The 1,258-nt window shown below is 49.8% G+C and carries 2 protein-coding genes; both read left to right on the plus strand.

Features of this window, described 5'->3' with window-relative positions; all coding sequences use genetic code 11:
* The first annotated feature begins 217 nt into the window (after nucleotides 1-217).
* On the plus strand, nucleotides 218-853 hold the full coding sequence (locus tag Q0393_RS08605) for a hypothetical protein (RefSeq protein WP_298979493.1): 636 nt from the start codon (nucleotides 218-220) through the stop codon (nucleotides 851-853).
* Nucleotides 853-1,258 (plus strand): hypothetical protein (locus Q0393_RS08610; protein ID WP_298979495.1); only part of this gene is annotated, 406 nt, incomplete at its 3' end. The genes Q0393_RS08605 and Q0393_RS08610, both read left to right, overlap by 1 nt.

Raw genomic sequence — 1,258 nt, forward strand, 5'->3', positions numbered from 1 at the left:
ATACGGAGCTGATCGCATTCAGAAGCGACGATATCTACAAGGTGGACTGGAGAAACACGAGAAGAAGAGAGCTTCCGAGCGAGAACGACGAGATCAAAAGGGAAATTTTGACCGAATTCACGCTTCGAGTCTGCACGCCGGTGGCCTTTGCTTGGGTGAAAAACCTAGCAGCCTAAAGCGCGGGGGCAGGTAAAACTGCCCCAAACAAGGAGAAGAGATGACCTTTTCAAGTTTCAAAGAAAGACTGCAAATCGCGACTCGCCCGGACGTCTTGGCTCCGAGCGACGAGGAGATCAAGACGCTGATGGGCGAAGCGGCGCTGGAGATTTGCAAGGCTATCACTCCGCTTGAGATGATCGAGATAGATCATCGCAGCTTCGAGGTCGCGTATCACTTGGGGGGCGATTTCTTCGTGAGAAAATTTAAGCTTCCCACAAAGGATAGCGACGAGATTGATTTCAAAGACGATAGCTTGATAAGCGCTCTGCTTTACGGAATCGCCGCGAAACGCGGACGAGACGATTTTTATCAAAAATACAGGAGCTTTTATCAAAGATCGCTCTGCGAATACGAGCTAAATAATTTCGATGAAAACACGCCCGATCTGCCTACCGCGCTTGCGCGGAGCGGATATTTGAAACCCTACAGCGTAAATTATGCGATGTCTAGCGTATATCGCTTCGTGCCGGAGTTTCTTTCTAAGCTTGATTTCTGGCTTGCAGACATCGCCTGCACGCGCAACCTCTCGTGGCGGAATTTCATCTACGATTTTATCAAATTTCAAAACAAGCAGCTAGATCGAGCCGATCTGGCGGCGCTGGATAAGATAATGAAAGAGAAGGTAAAACCATAATGGATAAAGAATTTACGCAGATTTGCAAAGAGGTCCTCGCCGCTGCGGAAAAGATAACGCCGCTTGCCGAGCAGGTGGGGAAGCTCGTCGATAGGATAGAGCAAACCAAAGAGGCGACCGAGCAAAACGCCGCGAGCGCAAAGAGCGCGCAACAAAAAGCGGCGGAGGTCCTCGCATCCATAGAAAAACTTCAGGAGCAGATCAAAGCTACCGCGGACAAGGTAGAAAACGCGGGCGCGCTTCTTGCGGAGCTAAACTCGCTTAAGGAGCAGATTAAGACCCTGCTTCAAAACGGCATCATCAACGACGAGGCACAAAGCGCCATTCAAACTTATAGCTCGAATTTGATTGAGCGGAAGTTAGCGACCAAAGTGAGCGTGGGGTATGGCTACTCAAAGATTGAGG

Origin of the sequence: uncultured Campylobacter sp., assembly GCF_938015785.1 — a bacterium.
GTDB lineage: Bacteria > Campylobacterota > Campylobacteria > Campylobacterales > Campylobacteraceae > Campylobacter_B.

What these genes read in the sequence shown, in the direction of transcription:
- Q0393_RS08605 (WP_298979493.1), top strand. Translation starts at nt 218, where the DNA reads ATGACCTTTTCAAGTTTCAAAGAAAGACTGCAAATCGCGACTCGCCCG.